Source organism: Yoonia litorea (assembly GCF_900114675.1).
GTDB lineage: Bacteria > Pseudomonadota > Alphaproteobacteria > Rhodobacterales > Rhodobacteraceae > Yoonia > Yoonia litorea.
The window spans coordinates 1,449,403-1,470,291 of record NZ_FOZM01000001.1 but is presented as its reverse complement, the minus strand read 5'-3'; the positions used below and the strand labels follow the sequence as shown (position 1 = coordinate 1,470,291).

At 57.4% G+C, this 20,889-nt stretch carries 22 protein-coding genes; 8 read left to right on the top strand and 14 right to left on the bottom strand.

Annotated features, from left to right (window positions below):
- Window positions 1–75 precede the first annotated feature (75 nt).
- The gene (locus BM316_RS07595) at window positions 76–1,953 is read left to right on the top strand and encodes an OmpA family protein (protein ID WP_090205978.1); all 1,878 of its coding nucleotides are present in this window, start codon (window positions 76–78) and stop codon (window positions 1,951–1,953) included.
- Window positions 1,954–2,023: 70 nt separating this feature from the next.
- Here BM316_RS07595 and infC read toward each other — a convergent pair whose 3' ends face one another.
- Complete coding sequence (gene infC, locus BM316_RS07590) at window positions 2,024–2,518, bottom strand: translation initiation factor IF-3 (RefSeq protein ID WP_446001689.1); 495 nt, start codon at window positions 2,516–2,518, stop codon at window positions 2,024–2,026.
- Between the two features lie 248 nt (window positions 2,519–2,766).
- Here infC and BM316_RS07585 point away from each other — a divergent pair, with 248 nt between their 5' ends.
- Entirely contained in the window at window positions 2,767–3,285 is a 519-nt protein-coding gene (locus tag BM316_RS07585; RefSeq protein ID WP_207493633.1) for a hypothetical protein, read from the top strand.
- 73 nt (window positions 3,286–3,358) lie between these two features.
- Here the strand turns inward: BM316_RS07585 and BM316_RS07580 are convergent, their stop codons facing one another.
- The 6 genes from BM316_RS07580 to cysG all read right to left on the bottom strand — a co-directional run bounded on the left by BM316_RS07580 (window position 3,359) and on the right by cysG (window position 8,817).
- On the bottom strand, window positions 3,359–4,207 hold the full coding sequence (locus tag BM316_RS07580; RefSeq protein WP_090205971.1) for a ferredoxin--NADP reductase: 849 nt from the start codon (window positions 4,205–4,207) through the stop codon (window positions 3,359–3,361).
- A gap of 77 nt (window positions 4,208–4,284) precedes the next feature.
- The gene (locus BM316_RS07575; protein WP_090207723.1) at window positions 4,285–4,695 is read right to left on the bottom strand and encodes a DUF934 domain-containing protein; all 411 of its coding nucleotides are present in this window, start codon (window positions 4,693–4,695) and stop codon (window positions 4,285–4,287) included.
- 46 nt (window positions 4,696–4,741) lie between these two features.
- Entirely contained in the window at window positions 4,742–5,464 is a 723-nt protein-coding gene (locus tag BM316_RS07570) for a phosphoadenylyl-sulfate reductase (RefSeq protein ID WP_090205968.1), read from the bottom strand.
- Window positions 5,454–7,124, bottom strand: coding sequence for a nitrite/sulfite reductase (locus BM316_RS07565; protein ID WP_090205965.1), 1,671 nt, complete (start codon window positions 7,122–7,124; stop codon window positions 5,454–5,456). The genes BM316_RS07570 and BM316_RS07565 overlap by 11 nt, the downstream gene beginning before the upstream one ends.
- Window positions 7,124–7,426 (bottom strand): DUF2849 domain-containing protein, encoded by a 303-nt coding sequence (locus BM316_RS07560; protein ID WP_090205962.1) that lies wholly within the window; start codon window positions 7,424–7,426, stop codon window positions 7,124–7,126. Before BM316_RS07560 ends, BM316_RS07565 begins: the two co-directional genes overlap by 1 nt.
- On the bottom strand, window positions 7,426–8,817 hold the full coding sequence (gene cysG / locus BM316_RS07555; protein ID WP_090205959.1) for a siroheme synthase CysG: 1,392 nt from the start codon (window positions 8,815–8,817) through the stop codon (window positions 7,426–7,428). Before cysG ends, BM316_RS07560 begins: the two co-directional genes overlap by 1 nt.
- Before the next feature lie 135 nt (window positions 8,818–8,952).
- Here cysG and BM316_RS07550 point away from each other — a divergent pair, with 135 nt between their 5' ends.
- Window positions 8,953–9,414, top strand: a complete 462-nt coding sequence (locus tag BM316_RS07550) for an Lrp/AsnC family transcriptional regulator (RefSeq protein ID WP_090205956.1) — start codon at window positions 8,953–8,955, stop codon at window positions 9,412–9,414.
- Here the strand turns inward: BM316_RS07550 and BM316_RS07545 are convergent.
- The gene (locus BM316_RS07545) at window positions 9,411–10,577 is read right to left on the bottom strand and encodes a cytochrome P450 (RefSeq protein WP_090205954.1); all 1,167 of its coding nucleotides are present in this window, start codon (window positions 10,575–10,577) and stop codon (window positions 9,411–9,413) included. The genes BM316_RS07550 and BM316_RS07545 overlap by 4 nt on opposite strands.
- A 240-nt stretch (window positions 10,578–10,817) precedes the next feature.
- Between BM316_RS07545 and BM316_RS07540 the strand changes: the two genes are divergently transcribed.
- Complete coding sequence (locus BM316_RS07540) at window positions 10,818–11,648, top strand: cobalamin B12-binding domain-containing protein (RefSeq protein WP_090207721.1); 831 nt, start codon at window positions 10,818–10,820, stop codon at window positions 11,646–11,648.
- Here BM316_RS07540 and tpiA read toward each other — a convergent pair.
- The 6 genes from tpiA to BM316_RS07510 form a co-directional block, all read right to left on the bottom strand.
- Window positions 11,645–12,382: a triose-phosphate isomerase gene (gene tpiA, locus BM316_RS07535; protein ID WP_090205951.1), complete on the bottom strand. Its 738-nt coding sequence runs from the start codon at window positions 12,380–12,382 to the stop codon at window positions 11,645–11,647. The two genes, BM316_RS07540 and tpiA, sit on opposite strands and share 4 nt — an antisense overlap.
- Before the next feature lie 10 nt (window positions 12,383–12,392).
- Entirely contained in the window at window positions 12,393–12,692 is a 300-nt protein-coding gene (locus BM316_RS07530) for a TfoX/Sxy family protein (RefSeq protein ID WP_090205949.1), read from the bottom strand.
- On the bottom strand, window positions 12,692–13,054 hold the full coding sequence (locus BM316_RS07525) for a HesB/IscA family protein (protein ID WP_090207718.1): 363 nt from the start codon (window positions 13,052–13,054) through the stop codon (window positions 12,692–12,694). The genes BM316_RS07530 and BM316_RS07525 overlap by 1 nt, the downstream gene beginning before the upstream one ends.
- Before the next feature lie 72 nt (window positions 13,055–13,126).
- Window positions 13,127–13,489, bottom strand: a complete 363-nt coding sequence (locus BM316_RS07520; RefSeq protein ID WP_090205946.1) for an SUF system Fe-S cluster assembly protein — start codon at window positions 13,487–13,489, stop codon at window positions 13,127–13,129.
- Between the two features lie 126 nt (window positions 13,490–13,615).
- On the bottom strand, window positions 13,616–14,824 hold the full coding sequence (locus BM316_RS07515) for an MFS transporter (protein WP_090205944.1): 1,209 nt from the start codon (window positions 14,822–14,824) through the stop codon (window positions 13,616–13,618).
- Window positions 14,825–14,827: 3 nt separating this feature from the next.
- Window positions 14,828–16,042: an MFS transporter gene (locus BM316_RS07510; RefSeq protein ID WP_090205942.1), complete on the bottom strand. Its 1,215-nt coding sequence runs from the start codon at window positions 16,040–16,042 to the stop codon at window positions 14,828–14,830.
- Between the two features lie 91 nt (window positions 16,043–16,133).
- Here BM316_RS07510 and tgt point away from each other — a divergent pair, with 91 nt between their 5' ends.
- From tgt to BM316_RS07490, 4 genes are all read left to right on the top strand, one after another.
- Window positions 16,134–17,264 (top strand): tRNA guanosine(34) transglycosylase Tgt, encoded by a 1,131-nt coding sequence (gene tgt, locus BM316_RS07505; RefSeq protein ID WP_090207714.1) that lies wholly within the window; start codon window positions 16,134–16,136, stop codon window positions 17,262–17,264.
- A 196-nt stretch (window positions 17,265–17,460) separates the two neighbouring features.
- Window positions 17,461–19,866, top strand: coding sequence for an endopeptidase La (lon, locus tag BM316_RS07500; protein WP_090205939.1), 2,406 nt, complete (start codon window positions 17,461–17,463; stop codon window positions 19,864–19,866).
- A gap of 120 nt (window positions 19,867–19,986) precedes the next feature.
- Entirely contained in the window at window positions 19,987–20,319 is a 333-nt protein-coding gene (locus BM316_RS07495) for an HU family DNA-binding protein (protein WP_242649791.1), read from the top strand.
- A gap of 6 nt (window positions 20,320–20,325) precedes the next feature.
- Window positions 20,326–20,886, top strand: coding sequence for a histidine phosphatase family protein (locus BM316_RS07490; RefSeq protein ID WP_090205937.1), 561 nt, complete (start codon window positions 20,326–20,328; stop codon window positions 20,884–20,886).
- The last annotated feature ends 3 nt before the right edge of the window (window positions 20,887–20,889 follow it).

The following is a 20,889-nucleotide window of genomic DNA, read 5'->3' as shown; positions in this document are numbered from 1 at the left end:
GGAACAAATCGCCCCTCTCATTCGTTTGTAAACGATGTGCCGTGGTATGCGGCTGATTTAACAAATGAGGGCGGTATGCGGAAATCCATATTGAAATCAACAACATCACTCGTGATGAGTGCGAGCCTGATCGTCATGCCAGCGCTTGCGCAGGCACAGCAAGGCAATGGAAACGGCAACGGTAACGGCAATGGCCGCGAATACTGTGTCGGTCTGACACCTGAAACGGAGGTTGCCGACGAACCGGTTGTGGTCGAAAACATGGCAATCGGTATTGAGGAACTGCTGGCCGAAGTGGATCTTCCGTGTCGCGGACTTGATGGTGAGATGATCACCAGCACCGCTGAATACGCCAATGCGATCACGGATCGGCTGGCCGAAGAAGGTCAGGTTTCAGGCCAGGCAGAGACCGTCGAAGGCGAAATTGACGCGGCTGAAACCGAAGCCGAACCAGAAGAAGTAGCAGAGGCTGAGGCTGAAGCCGAAGCTGAAGTAGAGGGCGGAGCCGAAGTTGAAGCTGAAGTAGAGGTCGAAGCTGAAGCTGAAGCTGAAGCTGAAGCTGAAGTCGAAGCAGAGGCCGAAGCCGAAGCGGAAACCGAAGTTGAAGTAGAGGCCGAAGCCGAAGCGGAAACCGAAGTTGAAACCGAGTCAGAAACGCAAGCGGAGGCCGAAACTGAGACAGAGGCGCAGGAAGAGGTCGTCGTTTCTTCTGGCACACCTGAAGGTAATGAGGACGTCGAGGTGATTGCAACCGAAGAACCGTTGGCAGAAACGACCGATGAAGGTGCCGCCACGGTCCAAGCAGAAACACCTGAGGCAGAGGAAAGCCAGGTCGGTGAAGCGACTGCCGAAGCCGAAGAAACCCTGCCTGAGACACCCGTTGTCGATGAGGCACCTGCCTCTGTTGCGGCAGCCGCCGCCGACAGCGAAGAGGCAGAAGCCGAAGCAACGGCCGAAGTCCAGACAGAAGAGATTACCGCTGAAGACGTCCGCTCGAGTGACGAGGATTTCTCAACCTCGGCCACAGCGACAGAAGAAGCTGTTGCGACGGACACCTCTGATGACAACAGCGGCCTCAGCAATTTTGAACGCGCGCTCTTGTTGGGGCTCGGCGCTGCTGTTGTCGGTCAGGTCCTCAATAATGGTGATCAGGTTGTCTCAAACAGCGGGGACCGCGTGATCGTTGAACGCGATGGAGAACTCGTTGTTTTGAAAGACGATGACGTCCTGCTGCGCCAGCCTGGTGCACGGGTGCAAACTGAAAACTTCAACGACGGATCGACCCGTACAACTGTTTTCCGCGAAAACGGTGAGCGGATCGTTACTATTCGCGCTGCTGATGGGCGCGTATTACGTCGTACGCGCGTCCTTGAGGATGGCCGTGAATTTGTCCTCTTTGACGATACGCAAGCCGCTGACCCTGTCGATGTCGTTGAGCTTTCCTTGCAAAAGCAGCCATCGCCACAAGCGCAGGCATCAGAAAGCGATGTTGAGACCTTGCGGGCGGCGCTACTTGCAAGCCAGCGGGCCGACATAGACCGGACGTTCTCGCTCAGACAAATCCGTCAGATCCGACAGGTACGCGAGCTGGCACCTGAGGTTGAATTGGACACGATCACATTCGCATCCGGGTCCGCTGCAATTGCGCCCGATCAGGCACGCGAACTGATCGACCTTGGTCAGGCGATTTCCGATATCATTGAAGAAGATCCTTCGCAGGTCTTCCTCATCGAAGGGCACACTGATGCGGTCGGCAATGCCAGCTACAATCTGGCTCTCTCTGACAGACGGGCAGAGACAGTTGCCCTGGCGCTGACGGAGTATTTCGCGATCCCGCCGGAAAACCTTATTACACAAGGCTACGGCGAAAGCGCGCTCAAGGTGCAGACCCTGCAGGCAGAACGGGCAAACCGTCGCGCCTCAGTGCGCAATATTACAAGCTTGCTGCGCTAAAGCCTAAAGGCAAAAACAAAGAAGGCCCCTGCATCCGCGGGGGCCTTTTGCATTCTATATGGGAGCGCAATTATTTGGAAAGCGGTCCGATCAGCATGACCATCTGGCGGCCTTCCATTTTGGGGAAGTTCTCGACCTTGCCATGCTCCTTGGTGTCTTCAGCAACACGCTCCAGCAGCTGACGACCGAGTTCCTGGTGTGCCATTTCGCGTCCACGGAAACGAAGCGTAATCTTAACCTTGTCGCCGTTTTCCAGGAATTTGAAGACGTTCTTCATCTTCACTTCGTAATCGTGGTTATCGGTGTTGGGGCGGAATTTGATCTCTTTGATCTCGATCGTTTTCTGCTTCTTACGCGCCTCAGCTTCTTTCTTCTGGGTTTCGTATTTGAACTTGCCATAGTCCATGATTTTGCAAACCGGCGGGTTTGCGTTTGGCGAAATCTCGACCAGATCGAGGCCAGCATCTTCGGCCAAAGCCAGACCGCGTTCGGGTGTCACCACACCGATGTTTTCGCCCTCTGCACCGATCAGTCTGATTTCAGCGGTGCGGATGCGTTCGTTGATACGAGGGCCAGTGTCACGTTGCGGTGGCGCGTTATGGGGTCGACGTCCTATGGTCTTTATCCTTTATGTTATTCCGTACAGGTGTTGGAGAAACTAAACCTCTGCCGTTGCCGCTTCAACCCGCAAAAGCTGATGCAAAAGAGAGAAATTTCCCCCTCGTCACCTGTTCTTGTTTCCGCTTTGCTCCACCATATCTCAACATCGGGTCTTTTGGGGGCCCAATTTGCAAATTGGAAAGGATTGGACCAATGCGGGCAATCATCATCATCGTTGTCGCCGCCGTTGTCGGCTTTTTCGGCTACCAGTATGCCGTCGAAGGCCGGACGCCTGATCAGGCCATTGGCGTACTGACTGGCGCAACACAAGAGGCTGAAGCCGCTGCTGCCCAAGCCGCTGCAGAAGCAGAAGCTGCCGCTGCCGCGGCAGAGGAAGCCGCCGCCGCTGAAGCTGCTGCTGCCGAAGAAGCTGCCGCAGAGGCCGCAGCCGAAGCGCAAGCCGCTGCTGATGAAGCCGCGGCACAAGCTGCCGCTGAACTGGAAGCTGCAGAGCAAGAGGCAGAATCCGCTGCTGCAGCACTTGCCGCTGAGGCTGAAGCCGCTGTTGAGAATGCGACAGAGGCCGCTCAGGAAGCCGTTGACGCAGCAACCGACGAAATCAGCAATGCTGTGGAAGACGCAACCAACGCTTTGGGCGACGCGCTGGATAGTCTGACAGGTAACGCCGATGAGGCAACCGATGCTGGCGAAACAGAAGCTGCTGATCAGTAAGACCGCGACGTGAGAAACGAGAATGGCCGCGCTCTGACAGGGCGCGGCCATTTCTTCTTCATAGGACGACGGATCAGTCGAGGAACGCTTTTTCGACTACGTAGTGCTGCGGATTTGAATTCGCACCCTCGACCAGACCGTATTCCTCCAGCATATCCTTGAGCTCGAGGTTGAAGGCCAGGTTGCCGCAGATCATTGCACGATCCGTCTCGGGTGACAGCGGCGGGACACCCAGATCGGCAAAGGCTTCGCCGGAGCGCATCAGGTCAGTAATGCGACCCATTTTAGGGCTCTCTTCGCGGGTCGTCGTTGGGTAGTATTTGATCTTCTTCCAGAAGCCTTCGCCAATGACTTCGTTCAGCAGTTCATCCTGCTTCAGGCCTTCAATCAGGTCGCGGCCATAGGTCAGCTCGCCCACCTCGCGGCAGGTATGAGTGATGATGACCTCGTCGTAATCTTCATAGGTTTGCGGCTCGCGCAAAAGGCTGGCGAAGGGCGCAAACCCTGTGCCAGTGGCAAAGAACCAGATCCGTTTACCGGGCAGCAATGCATCATGCACAAGTGTGCCAACGGGCTTTGGCCGCAGGATCAGGTCATCTCCGGGCTGGATATGTTGCAAGCGCGAGGTGAGCGGGCCGTCCTGAACCTTGATCGAGTAGAATTCCAGTTCCTCGTCCCACGAAGGAGAGGCGATCGAATAGGCGCGCAGCAGCGGTTTCTGCTTTCCGGTTTTCGGATCGGGATCGCCCATCAGGCCAATCATCACAAACTCGCCAGAGCGGAATCGCAGTGACGCAGGGCGCGTCACGCGAAAAGAGAAAAGGCGGTCGGTGTAGTGTTTGACGTCCGTCACGGTCTGCGCATCTGGCAGGGTGGGCACGGGCTTGGCGGTATCAAGTGTCACAGGCTTTTGCTCGGTCATATGTCTCATGGCGACCCCAATAGGGCCGCCCTCCGTCTTAGTCGTTGATCTGGATCAGGGAAAGGGGCGGGGCGGGATTACCCGCGCATACGCGCCTGATAGTGGTGATTTTGCCAGTCAGCGCGCGCCAGCCATTGGTCCTGAGGTTGCCGGGTGGCGAGGTCATCGCTGATCTCGACCTCGTCAAAGCCACTGCGGCGGGCCATCGCGTATTGATCTGCGATCACGTGGCCCTTGGCTCGCAGGCGGCCTTTGTATCCCGCGCGGCGCAAAAGCTGTGCCAGCGTAAAGCCACGCCCATCGGCAAACGACGGAAAGTCGATCCGGATCATTGGTGCATTCGTCAGCCCTGCCAGCGCCGCAGGGGCCGTGTCAGAGGCCAGATCGATCCCATAGTCGCAATCGTTCGCCGCCACCTCATGCAATGGCACAAAGCCGCAGGAAAAATCATCTGCGGCAAAGCCGCTGTCTGTCACAATCACTGTCATTTTGATCTCCGGGAGCCACGCTCCGTCTTCATCTTGGCAAGAAAACTCATTCGGCGGCGACAACACGCGCAGCGCGTCCATCGGTGCCGAAATGGATTCCACATTCTGTTTTTTCACTGCCGCGCCAACGGCCTGCACGCGGGTCCTCATGTGCGCTGACGCGTGTGGTGCAGGGCATGCAGCCGATCGACGGGTAACCCTGCGCCACAAGCGGGTGCCGTGGCAGGTCGTGCTTGTCCATATAGGCCTTGAGATCCTGGGCGGACCAGGATGCCAGCGGATTGACCTTGATGCGGCGCCCGTCCTTTTCATAAAGCGGGAGCTGCGCGCGCTGGCCGTTCTGGAATTGTTTGCGGCCCGTGATCCAGCCGCCAAATCCTTCCAGCGCCCTTTCAAGCGGACGTGACTTGCGCAGGTCGCAGCAGGCATCGGTGTCGGCCAGATGCAGGATACCGTCCACATCTTCGGTCAGCACGTCTCCGCGGTCGGGGCTCGCAATCCCCACATCTGACAGGCCGAGATAGGCTGCCACGTCGCGCTGGTAGGTCAGCGTTTCGGGGAAAAGCATTTCAGTATCGAGAAAGATAACCGGCGTCGCCTTGTCGATCTCGGAGATCATATGCAGCAGGACGACGCTTTCCGCTCCAAATGACGACACCAGCGCCACAGGGCCGATGCTCTGATCGTCCAGTGCGTGCCGCAAAACGGTCTGCGCGTCGGATTTGCGGTGCAACAAATTGCGGCGCTCGGCAAGTTCCTTAAGCGGCATTTGCTTTCTCCTCACTTGGATAGAGAATCTCTTTGAAAGGGGCGAGGCCCAGACGGCGATAGGTCTGCAAAAAGGTCTCGGTCTCGTCTGTGCGCAGGTCGAGGTAGCCTTTCACCAACCGTTCGATAGCAGGCATGATTTCATCTGCACTGAAACCAGGGCCGGCCCGTTCGCCGATAGTCGTTGTCTCGGTGCCGTCACCGCCCAGTGTGATCTGGTAGTTTTCCACACCAGCCCGGTCGAGACCGAGGATGCCGATGTGGCCGACGTGGTGGTGGCCACAGGCATTGATGCAGCCCGATATCTTGATCTTGAGCGCGCCGATCTCGTGTTCGATCTTCAAGTCATCGAAACGTGTTGCGATCTCCTGTGCAATCGGGATGGATCGGGCGGTGGCCAACGCGCAGTAATCCATGCCAGGGCAGGCAATGATGTCCGAGACCAATCCGATGTTTGCAGTGGCAAGATCAGCTTCGCGCAAGGCGGCATAAACCGCTGGCAGGTCCGATTGATGGACATGCGGCAGGATCACGTTCTGCTCGTGACTGATGCGTAGCTCACCGTGGCTGTAGCGTTCGGCAAGGTCCGCCATCACGCGCATTTGGTCCGAGGTCGCATCACCGGGTGTCTGCCCGTGCTTTTTGATGCTGATTGATACGATGGCGTAACCGTCCGCCTTGTGGTCAGCGAGGTTTGTGTCCGTCCATGACCGGAAAGCAGGGTTAGCGAGGCGGGCGGCCTCATAACCGTCGGTGGATTTGGTGACAAAGGCGGGCGGGGCGAAGGCCGCTTCGATCTCTGTCAGCAGGTCCTGATCGAAGCCTGTAAATTCACCACGGATGGCCGCAAAACGCTCTTCGACCAGCTCCTGAATTTTCTCCAAACCGTTTTCATGCACGGTGATCTTGATGCGTGCCTTGTATTTGTTGTCGCGGCGGCCAAGCAGGTTGTAGACACTGACGATGGCCTCGACATAAGGCAGCAGATCGGCCTTGGGCAGGAAGTCACGCAGGACCTTTCCGACCATAGGCGTGCGGCCAAGCCCGCCACCGACGATCACCTCAAAGCCGGGCTCGCCAGCCGCGTTGCGGACCATGCGCAACCCGATGTCATGGGCCTTGGTCACAGCGCGGTCATGCTCGGCACCGCTGACCGCGATCTTGAATTTGCGGGGCAGGAACTGGAATTCCGGGTGGTCGGTGGACCACTGGCGTAGAAGCTCTGCGACGGGGCGGGGGTCTTCGATCTCGTCTGCGGCGGCACCGGCGAAATGGTCGGCGGTCACGTTGCGGATCGTGTTGCCCGAGGTCTGGATGGCGTGCATGCCCACGTCAGCCAATGCCTCAAGCGTGTCCGGCACGTCCTGCAATTTTGGCCAGTTATACTGAATGTTCTGACGCGTGGTGAAATGCCCGTAGCCCTTGTCCCAGCGGTCAGCGATATCGGCGAGCTGGCGCATTTGCGACGGGTTCAGCGTGCCATAGGGCACTGCCACACGCAGCATATAGGCGTGCAGCTGCAGATAAAGGCCGTTCATCAGGCGCAGCGGCTTGAACTCGTCTTCGGTCAGCGAGCCGTCGATACGGCGCTCGACCTGCGCGCGGAACTGGGCGACGCGGGAGCGCACAAAGGCTTCGTCAAAGTCGTTGTAGGTATACATCAGTTCAGCTCCACCTGCTTGCCGTGGCGATAGTTCGAAGGGCCGCGCGTGCGGAATTCTTCGCGGAAATGGGTTGGTTCGGGGCCACGCTCGCCTGACTTTGCATCTGCCAGATAAGCGTCAGCAATTTCACCTGCGCGCGATTGCGCTTCGAGCAGGCGCAACTCGGCGTGCGCCTCATCAGTCAGAAGTTCGGCTTCTGCGATGTCGCGGGTCCAGCGGTCGTCTTCGGTCAGCCAGACAGCGTCGCCTTCGAGCAGGGCGTTGGCAGTGACAACTTTGGGGGTGAAGGCGCGGGCCATTATGCAAATTCCTTCAATTTGTAAGCTTGGGCTGCAGCGTCGCGTGGCGCGAGGCCGTAGAAAGTGATGGCAGGACCGGTCAGGTTGGCCTGTGTCATGGTAGGCTCCATCTCGGCCAATGTGGTCGCGATGATGCGCTGATTGGCGCGGCTGACGTTTTCGATGATTGTGACTGGCGTCGCGGGGTCGGCACCATGCATCAGCAGGCGACCTTGGATGAAACGCGCGGATTTCTTGCCCATGTAGATCGCGGCGACCTCACCCGGCGCAGCCAACGCACGCCAGTCGTGATCGGCGTAGCCTTTTGTGTCGTGCCCTGTGATCAGGCGAACGGCAGAGTTGCGGCCGCGCTTGGTCAGGCTCTGGCCGATGTTTGCCACTGCGGCAGAGGCGGCGGTGATGCCCGGGATGATGCTATAGGAAATGTTGTGGACTTCGATGGCCTCCACTTCCTCATCGAGACGACCGAAGACGGTTGGATCACCGGCCTTGAGACGCACCACATGGTGACCGTCCAGCGCGTGCTGCACGATCAGCGCATCAATATCGGACTGTGCCATGGATTTACCGAAACCCTCTTTACCAGCATCAATGATGATCGCTTCGCGGCGGGCAAGTTCGAGGATTTCGGGTGTGACCAGACGGTCGTGGATCACAACGTCGGCCTTGTCGATGGCGTTGCGGGCTTTGAGCGTGAGCAACTCAGGATCGCCGGGGCCTGCACCGACGAGATCGACATGTCCAGCAGAGCGCGCCGTCATCACCTGATCATCAAGCAGGGTTTCAAGGGCGGGTAGCACACCGGTCTCGCCGCGTTCGGCAATCGCCTTGGGTCCAGCGCCGAAATAGAAGGCCGACCAGAAGTCGCGGCGCTTCTTGCCCATTGGCAGCACATCGACAGCGTGGCGGAAGGTCTTGCCGATGCGGGCCAGGACGCCGAGAGAAGAGGGGAGACGCTCTTCCAGATCGGCCTTGATGGCGCGAGCGAGGACCGGTGCTGCGCCTTCGGTGCCGATCGCGATGGTCACCGGATCGCGGTCGACGATCGCGGGGGTGATGAACTGGCTGTCGCCGAGATTGTCGACGATATTGACCAACGCACCTTCGGCGTGGGCGATGGTGGCCACACGGGCGTCTTCAACGTCATCCTCATTGGCGGCATAGAAGAGTGCGGCGCAGATCGCGTCACCGGGCTCCATAGCGCGATTGATGATGCGCAGCTTGCCCTGCGCTTCCCACTTGCGGATGTCGTCCGCCACATCTTCCGCGATGACCGTCAGGTGCGCTTCGGTCTTCATGAGCAGGCGCAGCTTGGCCATGGCGGCGTCACCACCACCCGAGAGGACGATGCGGCGGCCTTCGACGGCCAGGAAGATCGGAAAGTGTTTCATCACGGACCTCTGAAATTCTGACTTCAACATAGAATATTGTTCTGCTATTTGCTGCCCCATCAGCGCTGATAAGGAACGATGTTCTGGTTTTGCGTAAATTTGGACCGTGTGTCCTGTCAAAGCGGAGAAATAAGAATGTCAGTGCGGATCGATGCAACAGACAGGAAGATTTTGGCGGCGTTGCAAGCGGATGCAGCCCAGTCGCTAGATGAAATCGCCAAGAATGTGGGGTCGTCCAAGACCCCAGTCTGGAACCGGATTCGCAAGATGCGCGACGCCGGGATCATTGGCCAGCAGACCGTTCTACTGGATGCCGAGGCGCTTGGTTTTGAAGCATGTTTCTTCGTTCTGATCCGCACGTCTGAACATGACGCCGAATGGCAGGGAAAATTCCTCAAGGCATTGAGATCAAGAGCCGAAGTGCAAGAAGCACACCGTCTGGCAGGCGATATCGACTATATCCTGAAGGTGCGGGTCCAGAACGCGCGAGCCTACGATACTTTCTATCAGGCGCTCATATCGGAAGTGAAAGTCCACAACGTCACGGCGCTGCTCTCCATGGAAGAAATCAAATCGACAGTGGCATTGCCGCTTTAGCGCAAGGTCACCATGAGCCGCTCAAGACCGTGAAAGTGATAAACGTCGCCGTACTTCGGCGGCTCGGCCAGTCTTAGTTCGGGGCATCTTTCAAAGAGGACGCCTAGGGCAAATTTGATTTCCAACCTCGCAAGCGGTGCCCCGACACAAAAATGGATGCCGCCACCAAAGCTGGTGTTCTGCGGTCCCTTGCGGGAAGGATCAAAAGTATCGGCGGCGGTGTAGGCCTCCGGATCACGGTTCGCCGCACCCAGAAGACAGGCAATCTGATCACCGCGTTGAAAGCGATGTCCGTCGATTTCGAGGTCTTCATAGACCCATCTGGTGAACATATGCAGCGGTGGATCGTAGCGGATGACCTCCTCCACGGAGCTGTCATTGATCTCTCGAACGTTCTGTTCCAAAAGGGTTTTCGTGCCGTTTCCGAGCGTATGGACAGTCGCCTCATGCCCTGCGTTCAAAAGCAATATACAGGTTGTGATGAGCTCATCTTCGCTCAGACGCTCGCCGTCCTCGCGGGCGGCGATGAGCGTTGAGATCAGATCGTCAGCAGGTGTCTTGCGGCGTTCCTCGATATAGCTGCGCATGAAGGCAACGAAAGCCTCCGTGGCGGCAACGGCGTCTGCTTCGATTTGCGGTGTGCGTCTGGCCTGATACATCGCCACCATTGCATTTGACCATTTCAGCAGATCATCTGCCCGATCCTCAGGAACGCCAAGAAGCCTGGAAATCACAATGACCGGCACAGGCTGGGCATAGTGGGTCAATAGATCAAAAGGTTCATTCGGGAATTGATCAATCAGATTGTGGCACAGTGACCGAATATCCGGCTCAAGCGCTGCGATGGTCCGGCTGGTGAAGGCCCGCAGCACCAAGGCCCTCAGGCGCGTATGACGGGGCGGTTCCAACTCAAGCATCGAATGGGCTTCGACGTTATAGAATGGCTTGAGGTGTGACGGGATATCCGGTGCAAGCTCTGGCGGGCATTCCCGGCCCATCCGCCTGTCTCGCAGGACCGCATGAACCATCTTGTGAGAAACCGCGCAGGCCATGCCGTAATCCTCCCACCAAACAAAAGAGCCATGCGCGCGGGCACTTTCATAGAACGGGTACGGGTTTTGAACAAAGGCGGGATCAGTTGGCGATTGGTGCAGTTTTTTCATGTGTCAGGTTTGGCGAAGCGGTTTTGAACTTGCAAGCCTGCTATAGTCATGTGTCTTTGCAACGCGTTAGCAATGCGCATTCCGAAAAGTGTCAATCTAAGTTGACAGAGCTGATCCGCGACCTTCTGACACGCGCATTTCCCCCTATTTTTATGGTACTTTGACAGCAAGTTAAGAATGATTGTCGGTGAGTCTTGTGATGAGCCGACTTTTGTCTTGGCCAAAAGAGGAGGTCCGTTCATGGCGAAGGCGCCGTTGAACGAAAGTGCGTTTGATAGCGCAGAGTATAAGAGAGCTGAAAAGCAATTCAGGCTCGTAGAGAAGGATCTACCAGAGGATGCTCTCATTGCCGTTGCGCGTGAGGTAGTCAGAAGGTTAGCATTTCGCATGCCAAGGAACGCGCAGAAAGCTGGGTTCCCGACAAAGGCAGAGATTGAACGGCTCTGCGATGCGCTGTTGTCCTCCGACAACCGCGCGGCTGATCGTGTCATTCTTGAGGCCCGTCAAGATGGGGCAGCGGTCGAGCAGATCTATCTTGGCTACGTCGCTGCTGCAGCGAGGCGTCTTGGTGACCTCTGGGATGCCGATAAGATCACATTCGTCGACGTTACGCTGGCCTGTGGCAAACTTTTCCGCATCATCCGCGGTTTGCGGCATGTCATCGCCCCTTCGATCATCGAAAATCGCGCAGAACATCCAGCGATGTTTGCTTTGGTACCCGGTGAAACGCACACGCTCGGCATCGAGATCGCGACCGACATCTTCCGCAGGAATGGTTGGGATATCGATATGATGATCGGGATGGATCATGAAACCATCCTCGACAAAGCAGAGCTGCGCAACTACCGCGCAATCGTACTTGTGGCCAATTCAGATGTGCTGATTGCTAGACTGACGCGCCTGGTTCTGGCGCTGCGGATATCGCATCCACTCGCAATGATTGTTGTGGCAGGGAATATCCTCGACCATCACCCTGACATCGAGACGCTTGTTGGCGCCGATGACGTGATCAAGGACATCGAGGGTGCGGTTGAGCGCCTGAAGGATGTGGTCGAGCTTCCCGCAAACTAGCGGTCTGCGGCTCCCAGTGCGTCAACAATTGGCGTGAAATCGGCAGCCTTGAGACTTGCGCCACCAACAAGTGCGCCATCGACGTGGTCGACCGCGAATATCTCTGCAGCATTGCTGGCCTTGACCGACCCCCCATAGAGGACGGAAAACTCTGCGCCGTCAGCAAAACGGTCCGTCAGGCGCTCGCGGATATGAGCGTGCACTTCGGCGATTTGTTCAGTTGTCGGCACCTTACCTGTGCCAATGGCCCACACGGGTTCATAGGCAATCACCGTGTTTGCCGCAGATGCGCTATCCGGGACAGAGCCTGCAAGTTGGGCATCAATCACTGAAAGGGTCGTGCCGTCCTCGCGCTGTGCCAGCGTTTCGCCAATACAGATCACGGCTGTCAGATTTGCGCGGTAGGCGGCTTCGGATTTCTCAGCAACGGTTGCGTCGGTTTCGCCGTGATCTGCACGGCGTTCCGAATGACCAGTGATGACAGCTTTTGCGCCTGCGTCCGCAAGCATTTCTGCGCTAAGATCGCCTGTATGTGCACCGCTCTCTGCCGTGTGGCAGTCCTGAGCGCCAATCGTCACAGTCATGTCGGCACATGCCGCGATCAGTGTAGCAGGTGGGCAGATCAGCACATCCACGGCCGCGCCTTCTGCATGATCCGCAATCGCCTTCAGTTCGACGAGGTCAGCCCGAAGGCCATTCATCTTCCAGTTTCCGGCGGCAAGTTTGCGAGGCATCGGCAGATCCTTATGTCAGGGTTGGCAGTGTTTGGCGGGCAAGTGAACAGGCCTCGGCAGGGTCGTCAAGGGCCGCCTCTGGCATGGACCAGTAAGGCATGTTGTGAAATTGGGTTGAGCCTTGCGCTGCAAGCTGGTCAGATAAAGGTGGCTTTGCTTTGAGGTGCAACTGGCCTTCGCTTGTCATCAGCGCAAAGACTGTGCCATCGAGGTAAAGGCAGATACCACCAAACATCTTTCGACTTGTGACTGGCCCCAGATCGGAAAACAGATCGGTGGCGAAGGCGATATCAGCCTCCGACACAGCCATCAGGTGCTGGCGATCTTTTCGTCGAACTTGATCGACTCGCCACATCCGCAGGCGTCCACCACATTGGGGTTGCGGAATTTGAAGCCGCTTTCAAGCAGTGAAACTTCGTAGTCGATTTCGGTTCCGAAAAGGAACATCTGCGCCATCGGCGCAATCATCACGCGCGCGCCGTCCTGTTCGACGACTTCATCAAGCGGATCGACCTCGGTCACGTAATCCATAGTGTATTCCATGCCCGCGCAGCCGCCTTTCTTGACGCCAATGCGCAAGCCCTGGTGACCATCTTTGGTCATCAGTTTGGCGATCTGTGCTGCGGCCTTATCAGTTATGGTGACCGCTTGTTTGCCTGGAATACCGAACATGCGTTTGCTCCTTTGAGCATAAAGATAGTGGGCTGCCATTGCGTCCTCAAGAGGGCGCAGTGTCACGGTTTCCTACATGAATCCCAATTCAAGCCGTGCCTCGTCAGACATCATGTCCATGCCCCACTGCGGCTCAAACGTCATTTCGACATCGACCTGCTTAACACCTGGCAGCGGTTCGACGGCGTCTGCCACCCATCCCGGCATCTCGCCTGCAACAGGGCAACCGGGCGCTGTCAGTGTCATGATGATATTCACGGCGTTATCTTCCTTGATGTCGATCGTGTAGATCAATCCAAGGTCGTAAATATTCACCGGAATTTCCGGATCATAAACAGAGCGGCACGCTTGCACGATATCATCATAGAGCGGGTGTTCTGTGGTCGAGGGTGCGATCATTGGCGCACCTTCAAGCTGGGCATTGCTATCCGTCATGGCGTCCGTTCCTGAATTCCTGAGCAAACATATAGGGATTAGGCCTTGTGGCGTAAAGGGTGCCGGTTGCGTCGCGTCGTCCGCGCCACACCTTTCGCGCGGGTCTTTTTTGCACAACGAGGGATGTCATGCGGCCACCGGACGGCGGGGCCATCCCCAACCTGCAACCGTTGTGAGGAAAATTGCAGCGGCGATGTTCAAACTCGCTGCAAGCCAGAAGGCCGCGGCAACGGCTTCGGCATCGGTCAGAACACCAGCAAGAAAGATCACCGGCGGCATCAGAAGCTTGAAGATAGCCCCAGTGATTCCGGCGACCCGTCCCATATGGGCAGCCTCGGTGCTTTCCTGCCGGTACGACCAGACCCCGATTGCGTAAAAGATCGAGAACGCGCCTTCAAAAAAGCTGATGATAAACAATAGCCAGAGTGTTGGCGCTCCGGCACCGGCAAGGCAGATCAACGCCAACACCCAGATCGGCCAGTAGAACGCCGCGCGATAGCCGAGCCAGCGCCGCAGGCGGGGCGCGTAACCAGAAGCAATGATCGAGCCAACGCCTCCGACGGCGGCCACGAGTCCGACCTGAAAGTCGTTGGCACCCAGACCTGTCTTGAGTTTGAGGATCATTGCCACGGTAAACGCGCCTGCCGCGGCGTTGGTCAACACAACTGCGATGGTCATCATCACAAGTTCCCGATTGCGGGAGAAGACCACGAAACCTTCGCGCAGCGACGGCCAGAACGGGGCAGGGGTCGGATCGGGTTCTTCGGGCGTGACCGTGTAGGCCGCTGCCATACTCACAGCGAGAAGCAACGTCACCAGACCAACAAGCCCCGTCCCTCCGATAAGATAGAGGGCAAGGCCACCAAGCGCCGGACCGACTGTGCTGATCGTCGAATTTATGGCGCTGCTCAGCGATGTCGCATCGCTAAGGTCGGTGTGCGGAACAGTCAGCCTTAACAATGTGAACTGCAGGTTTCCAATCGCATAGCCCAAGAGGTTCAACGCGATCATAAAGACGGCAAGCGCTGCCAGATTGACCAGATCTGTCACCATCAAAAGCCAAAGCGCAGCGCAGGATAGTGCTAGCAGAATGCTATAGGCGCGGAATCCTGTCGCTTTGCGGATCCGGTCATTGATCACACCCACAAAAATCGCAAACAGGATATTGGGAACAAAGCCCGCGCCTGTGATCAAGGCAAATCCTGCACCTGTCCCGCTGATCTCTAGCGCCAACAACGGCAGGGCAAACGACAGCATGTTCTGCGCGAGATAAACCGCGGCAATAATCCCTGTCCCGGTCAGAAAGTGCCGATTGTAGCTTCTGAGTGACTTCACGGCTTAACTCGCTTGGGCAAGTGGTCCGGGGGTCTCACGGATCGGCAGATGGATCAGCGCTGCAGCGATGCCGAGGACAATCGCGGCCCACCACATCGGCTCATAAGTGCCGTAGGTGTCATAAATCCGCCCGCCCAGCCACGTCCCCAAAAACGCGCCGGTCTGGTGGCTGAGAAAGATCAGACCGCCGAGCGTCGCGAGGTATGAGACGCCTTGGGTCTGCGCTACAAGCGCAGTCGTCAATGGCACCGTGGACAGCCACAAAAGCCCCATTGCTGCAGAGAATATGTAGATGCTGCCGGGTGACAGTGGCGCCAGGATAAAGAGCGCAATCACGATGGCGCGGGCGAAGTAGATGCCGCTGAGGACACGTTTCTTGGAAAACCGTTGTCCTGACCAGCCAGAGGCAAACGATCCGGCAATGTTGAATAGCCCGATCAACGCAAGCGACGAAGCACCGATTGCCGGTGAAAGCCCCTGATCTGCGATATACGCAGGCAGATGCGTCTGGATGAAGGCAACGTGAAACCCGCAGACAAAGAAGCCCGTGAACAAAAGCACATAAGCGCGATCCTGAAATGCCGTGCGGATCGCATAGCCGAACCGGCTGTTTCCAGCCGTCACAGTGGGGATCGAAACGCGGTGCACCAGAACCGACACGGGCAGGATCAGCAGAAAGCTTACCGCAATAAACAAGATTGCATTCTGCCACCCAATCCAGCCAATCAGCGCCACAGAAAGTGGCGCTGAGACAAACATACCCGCCGACGCCGACGCGGTGCCAAGTCCCATGATGAAGCTGCGCTTTGAGGGCGAGACGATTTTTCCCAAAGCGATAATCACGATTTGGAACGCTGCGGCTCCAGTGCCGATGCCAACGATGATACCGGACAGCACAAATACTGTCGGATCAATGATCAGTCCACGGATTGCAAAACCGGTGGCCGCGATGGCCGCACCTGCTGCAAGAACACGCCCGCTGCCAAAGCGGTCGGCCAGCATTCCCGCGAGCGGTTGGGTAATGCCCCAACAAATTGCCTGAATGGCCAGCGATAGGGCAAAGACCTCGCGCGACCAGCCCAACGCTTCCGACATGGGGCGCAGAAACACCCCAAAAGTCGCGGCAAAGCCGAAACTGACGAAACCGATAAAGCAACCCGCCCAAATGGCGGCATTGACGGCGGGGGCATCGGGGGCATCTGGCGTCTGAGTTTCCATTGCGCGACGTTAGCGCCAAGTCCGCGACCGGAGAAGCCTTTTCATCGCACATCACTTCGGTCATATGCACACCATTGCAAAGGATGGCACCATGACGGCGACATTTTCATTTGATCTCAAGGCTACCGACGGAAAGGCCCGCACCGGCGTGATCAACACGCCGCGCGGCGATATCCGGACGCCGGCCTTTATGCCTGTCGGAACAGCGGCGACGGTCAAGGCGATGATGCCGGAAAGCGTGGCTGCCACCGGCGCAGATATCCTGCTCGGCAACACCTATCACCTGATGCTGCGTCCGACGGCCGAACGCATCGACCGCCTTGGCGGGCTGCATCAGTTTATGAACTGGGACAAACCGATCCTGACGGACTCAGGCGGGTTTCAGGTGATGAGCCTTTCTGACCTGCGCAAACTCACCGAAGAAGGTGTGACCTTCAAAAGCCATATTGACGGATCGCGGCATCATTTGACGCCCGAGCGTTCCATGGAAATTCAGAAGCTCCTCGGATCGGACATCGTGATGTGTTTCGACGAATGTCCGGCACTTCCTGCTGACCGCAAGCGGATCCAAGAAAGCATGGAGTTGTCGATGCGGTGGGCGCAGCGGTCCCGGGATGCCTTCGGGGATCGTCCGGGACATGCTTTGTTCGGTATCCAGCAAGGTGGTCTGGAAGAAGACCTGCGCGGGCGTTCTGCCGAGGCGCTCAGGGCGATCGAATTCGACGGCTATGCTGTCGGCGGACTGGCCGTTGGTGAAGGGCAGGAGGCGATGTTCAAGGTGCTTGATTTCGCGCCTGATCAACTCCCTGTCGATAAGCCGCGCTACCTGATGGGGGTGGGCAAACCTGACGATATCGTCGGTGCGGTCAAACGCGGTATCGACATGATGGATTGCGTCCTGCCAAGCCGGTCGGGTCGCACCGGTCAGGCGTTCACACGCCGCGGCGTGGTCAACATCAAGAACGCGCGTCATGCAGACGATCCGCGTCCTTTGGATGCCGAATGCACCTGTCCGGCCTGCAGCAATTATTCGCGGGCATATCTTCATCACGTTTTCCGCGCGCAGGAAATGATTTCAGGGATGCTGCTGACATGGCATAACCTGCATTACTTTCAGGAAATCATGGCCGGCATGCGCACGGCAATTGCAGCAGGTGCCTTCGCCGATTGGGAAGCGGATTTCCACGCGGGCCGCGCGAAGGGCGATATCGCACCCCTCTGACCGGCGAAACGCCGCAGCGCAAAAAGAATCGCCCCTCATCGCTTGCGGGCGACTTCAATGACCGCCACTGTGGGCCCAGTCGATAGATGTGGCGCTTGAAACCTTCATCCCATCGCCCCACATGTTGAAGCCAAGGAGATGCTCCATGTTGCCGCAAAGCGGGACAGGCGCGTCTTGCCGAAAAAAGGAAAAGAGCATGCAAGAACCAACGAGTTCGTCTTACCCCGTCCTGCCGCTGCGCGACATTGTGGTCTTCCCGCACATGATCGTGCCGCTTTTCGTCGGGCGTGAGAAATCGGTCCGCGCACTTGAAGAGGTGATGCAGGACGACAAGCAAATCCTGCTGTCCAGCCAGATCGACCCCGGTCAGGACGAGCCTGATCAGGACGGTATCTACAAAGTTGGCGTGCTGGCGAATGTCTTGCAGCTGCTGAAGCTTCCCGACGGAACCGTAAAAGTTCTGGTCGAAGGCCGCACACGCGTCAGGATCACCGACTTCGCTTCAAACGACCAGTTCTTTGAAGCCTCCTGTGAGGTTCTTGAAGAAACGTCTGGCGATCCGGCTGAAATCGAAGCGCTGTTGCGCAATGTGTCAGCCGAATTCGAGCGCTACGCCAAGATCAAAAAGAATATCCCTGAAGAGGCGATGGCCGCTGTCGGTGATGCGACCGAGCCTGAAAAGCTGGCAGACCTTGTGGCCGGCCATCTTGGCATCGAGGTTGATCAGAAACAGGCGCTTTTGGAGACGCTGTCTGTGTCTGAACGCCTGGAGAAGGTCTTTGGCATGATGCAGGGCGAAATGTCCGTGTTGCAGGTCGAGAAAAAGATCAAAACCCGCGTGAAATCCCAGATGGAGCGGACCCAGCGCGAGTACTATCTGAATGAGCAGATGAAAGCCATTCAGAAGGAACTTGGTGATGGTGAAGACGGCCAGAACGAGGTCGAGGAGCTTGAGGCGAAAATCGCCGAAACAAAGCTGTCCAAAGAGGCCCGCGAGAAGGTGGAAGCAGAGCTGAAGAAGCTCAAGAATATGTCCCCCATGTCCGCCGAAGCCACCGTAGTGCGCAATTATATGGATTGGATCCTCGGCGTGCCTTGGGGCACCAAATCGCGTGTCAAAAAGGACCTCAATCGCGCGCAGGATATTTTGGATGCCGATCACTTTGGTCTGGAAAAGGTCAAGGAACGGATCGTGGAATATCTCGCCGTCCAGCAGCGCTCCAAGAAGCTGAAAGGCCCGATCATGTGCTTGGTCGGCCCTCCGGGTGTGGGTAAAACCTCGCTTGGCAAATCGGTTGCCAAAGCGACGGGCCGCGAGTTCATCCGCATCAGCCTAGGTGGCGTGCGTGATGAAAGCGAAATCCGCGGTCACCGCAGGACTTATATCGGTTCGATGCCCGGCAAGATCATTCAGGCGCTGAAAAAGGCGAAGACCACCAACCCGCTTATCCTGCTCGATGAAATCGACAAGATGGGGCAGGACTTCCGTGGTGATCCGGCCTCGGCCATGCTTGAGGTGCTTGATCCGGAACAGAACTCGACTTTTGTCGATCACTACCTTGAGGTGGAATACGACCTTTCGAACGTGATGTTCCTGACCACAGCGAACTCCTACAACATGCCTGGCCCGCTTCTGGACCGGATGGAGATCATTTCGCTGGCTGGTTACACCGAGGATGAAAAGCGCGAGATTGCCAAACAGCATCTGCTTCCGAAGGTCATGAAGAACCACGGCCTGAAGGAAAAAGAGTTCACGGTCACTGACGATGCGCTGACAGCGATGGTACGGGTCTATACCCGTGAGGCGGGCGTCCGAAACCTAGAGCGTGAACTTGCGAAAGTGGCACGGAAAGCCGTCACCAAGATTGTGAAGAAAGAGGCGGATGTGATTGAAGTCACAGCCGAAAATCTTTCCGACTTCCTTGGTGTGGAAAAGCATCGCTTCGGTCTGGCCGAAGAAGAGGATCAAATCGGTGTCGTCACCGGTCTGGCCTGGACATCGGTTGGTGGCGAGCTTTTGAACATCGAAGCGCTGCGTCTTCCTGGCAAAGGCCGGATGAAGACGACCGGTAAGCTTGGTGATGTGATGAAAGAGTCGATTGATGCCGCGTCATCTTACGTTCGTTCCATCGCGCCCGAGATCGGGGTCAAACCGCCAAAGTTTGATACGCTCGATATCCATGTCCACGTGCCTGACGGGGCAACCCCGAAGGACGGCCCGTCAGCGGGTCTGGCCATGGTGACGTCGATCGTGTCGGTCCTGACCCAGATCCCTGTGCGCAAAGACATTGCCATGACAGGCGAGGTTTCGCTGCGTGGTAATGCGATGCCGATCGGTGGCCTGAAGGAGAAGCTGCTTGCAGCCTTGCGTGGCGGGATCACAACGGTCCTGATCCCTCAGGACAATGCCAAAGACCTGCCGGAGATTCCGGACAACGTGAAAGAGGGATTGACCATCATTCCCGTCAAACACGTCTCTGAAGTTCTGGAGCACGCGCTTGTGCGCAAGCCGGAGCCGATTGAGTGGGATGAGGCCGCAGAGGAAGCCGCCGCCGCCGCATTGAAAAGCGATAACGGCGGGGCAGGAGCCATCGCCCACTAAGCCTTGGTTAAAATTGAGAAGGGCGTCCTGAACAGGGCGCCCTTTTTTGTGGCCGACCGGCTTGACCTTCGGTTTGATCTGTCGCGGTATGGCGGCGAAATCTGAATGAAAGGCTGGCACATGGCCAAGACACCTCAATCCTCATTCGTGGACGGCGCAGACGCACCCGAACAAGACGGCCAAGCAGTCGGGCTGATGAAGAAGCCTGATCTTCTGGATGCCGTCGTGGCGCGCACCAATCTCAAGAAACGTGATGTGAAACCCGCCGTAGAAGCGGCGCTCGCATTGATTGGTGATGCGCTCAGAAACGGCGAGGAAGTCAACCTGCCGCCTCTGGGGAAGATGAGAGTGGTAAAAGCCAAGGACCTCGACGGCGGGGCCTCTGTGATCACGCTGAAACTGCGCACACCCAAGAATGCGACGGTCGCCGCGCAGACAGACAGCGCGGATTAAACCGGCGTGGTCCATCCAGAACTCTATATTCTGCGCCACGGCGAGACCTTCTGGAACGCCGAAAACCGCATGCAGGGTGAGCTCGATTCACCGCTGACGGATAAGGGTGAGTTGCATGCTGCGCGTCAGCATGAGATCCTGCGCAGCCGCGATCTGCAGGGTTTTCACTTCTACTGTAGCCCGCAGGGGCGTGCTTTTCAGACAGCAGCCATAGCACTCGGAGGCCTCGCCGAAACGATCAGGACGGATGACCGGCTGCGCGAGATCGGGGTCGGGGATTGGTCAGGGCGTCTGCGCGATGAACTGCCAATGCCCAAAGGTCCGAACCCGCTTATGGCGCAGTATGAAATGGCCCCGAACGGCGAAGGTTTCGCCGCGGTGAAGCGCCGTGTAAAGGCCTTTCTTGATGACCTGCCCGGACCGTCAGTGATCGTGACACACGGAATCACCGGAGGGATCATGCGTGGGCTTGTGATTGGCGAAAAGGCCCATCGCGGCCAGTCGCCTCATGGTGGGCAGGGGTGCGTCTACTGGCTCAAGAATGGTGAGCAGCACGTGCTGGATTAAATG